The organism is Sphaerospermopsis kisseleviana CS-549, from assembly GCF_028329225.1.
GTDB classification, from domain to species: domain Bacteria; phylum Cyanobacteriota; class Cyanobacteriia; order Cyanobacteriales; family Nostocaceae; genus Sphaerospermopsis; species Sphaerospermopsis kisseleviana.
Genome location: NZ_JAQMTI010000049.1, coordinates 1 through 2,249 on the forward strand (window position 1 = coordinate 1; position 2,249 = coordinate 2,249).

Genomic DNA, 2,249 nt, shown 5'->3' on the forward strand with positions numbered 1-2,249 from the left:
ATTGATATTAACATCAAATGTGGTAATTCTTTAATTAGTCGTTTTGCGTTAGATGCTGATTTGCGAGTTGCTTTAAATAAAAGTAATTACAGTATTGAAATTTATAGAAATGCTGTACAAACTTACCGCAACGCTGAAAATAGAGAACAAAAGCGGGAAATGACAAGGTTAATTAATGATATTAAAGGTAATTTAAAGACAACATTGGGATTAAGTGATCCTAATAAAACTAAGTTAAGAAGGTTACAGGGTGAAGTTGAGAATTTAGAAAATCAAACTTCTTTGTTTGAGGAAACTAAAGCTGAGAAAAAAGCACGGGAGAAAAAGATTGCTAAGTTAAATAATGAGATTGATAAGTTACGAGTTGAGATTGAAGATATAGAAAGTGGGAAGATTTATGATAATGCTTTTGAGTGGAGGTTTGAATTTCCTGAAGTTTTGAATAATGATGGTGTTTTTGTTGGTTTTGATGTCGTTATTGGTAATCCTCCTTACTTTTCACTATCTAAAATTAAAGATAAATATCAAATTGCTTATTTTGAAAATAAATATCAAACTTATACAAAAGGTTCAGATATTTATTGCTTGTTTTATGAACAAGGAAATTGCATTTTAAGGAAACAAGGATTTTTAAATTATATCACGTCTAATTCTTGGTTAAAGACGATTTATGGTGATGCTTTGAAAAAATATTTTAGGGAAAATATGCAACCTAAGACTTTATTAAATATTGAAGATATTCAGATTTTTGAAGAAGCAACTGTAGAATCAAATATTATACTTCTTAAAAAAGATCAACTAAATGAATGTTTTAATGTAGCTAGTTTAATGAGTAATTATATATTTGGTTCTTCCTTAGATGAATATTTCATTAACAACTGTTTTGAATTTAAAATACCTAATACATCAGAATGGATTATAGGAAATGAAAAAGTTGGAGAATTGAAACAAAAAATAGAACAAATTGCTAAAAAATTAAAGGATTTTAAAATTACAATAAATTTTGGTATTAAAACAGGATATAATGCAGCTTTTATTATTAACGAAGAAACTAGAAATAAATTAATTTCTGAAGATGAAAAATCATCAGAAATAATTAAACCAATTTTAAGAGGTAGAGATTTAAAAAAATATAGTTATGATTTTTCTGGATTATACTTAATTAATACACATAATGGAATCATAAAAAGTAATATTGAGAGAATTAAAGCTGAAGAAAATTATCCATCTATTTATAATTATTTAAGTTCTTTTATTCCTGATATTGAACAACGACAAGATCAAGGTAAGCATTGGACAAATTTAAGAAATTGTGCATATTTAGAAGATTTTGAAAAACCTAAAATAGTTTGGGGTGAAATATCTGATCAACCTAAATTTGCTTTTGATGATTCTAAATATTATGCTGAAGCTACTACTTTTTTGATGACTGGTGAAAAACTTAAATATTTATTAGCAATTTTAAATTCCCAACTATCAGCATGGTATTTTAATCAAATTTCCACTACTACAGGAATGGGTACAAACAGATGGAAAAAATATAAAATTGAAATGTTACCTATTAAAGAACCTACAGAAATTGAAGAATTATCACTAGAAAAAATAGTTGATCAAATTCTCATAGCTAAAAAAGCAGATCCGAATGCAGATACAAGCGCATTAGAAGCAGAAATTGATCAAATGGTTTATCAACTTTATAATTTAACAGCAGAGGAAATTAAAATTATCGAAAGTTCTAGATAATATCACCTTATCCATATCCCCAACTTCTGATATTAATTAATTTTTGTAGGTTGGGTTAAGCAACAACCCAACAGATGTTTAACAATGTTGGATTTCCTAACGTCAACCCAACCTACGCAATATCTGATTCTGACAATTTAAGACTAAAATTAAATGGTGTCCGAACAAATTATAAGATTTGTAAAAAAACAAGCTAAATTTATCTGTAAATATTACTGAATAATTTAGCTTTGGTTAAACTAAATTTAATCAATATCAAGGTGTGAAAAAATGAACTTATTAAAATTACCTTTTGCAAATGATAGCAATACTCTTGATAAAGGATTTTATAGCGAACTATTACATATTATCGGTTTAACGGAAATTAAAGAAGGTAGTAAAAAACTGATTCAACGGAAAAAAGAACCTGAAAGAAACGTTGGTTCATTAATAGAAAATGCCATTATTCAACTCGATAGTTTAGATAAAATTTCTCGGTTAGAGAAACCAGAACAATTTGGAGAAAC

The 2,249-nt window shown here is 26.9% G+C and carries 2 protein-coding genes; both read left to right on the plus strand.

Annotated elements, in window-relative coordinates:
- Window positions 1–1,743: Eco57I restriction-modification methylase domain-containing protein (locus PN497_RS03600; RefSeq protein ID WP_272109635.1), on the plus strand; the 1,743-nt coding region annotated here is incomplete at its 5' end.
- A gap of 270 nt (window positions 1,744–2,013) precedes the next feature.
- Window positions 2,014–2,249 (plus strand): type IIG restriction enzyme/methyltransferase (locus PN497_RS03605; protein WP_272109637.1); only part of this gene is annotated, 236 nt, incomplete at its 3' end.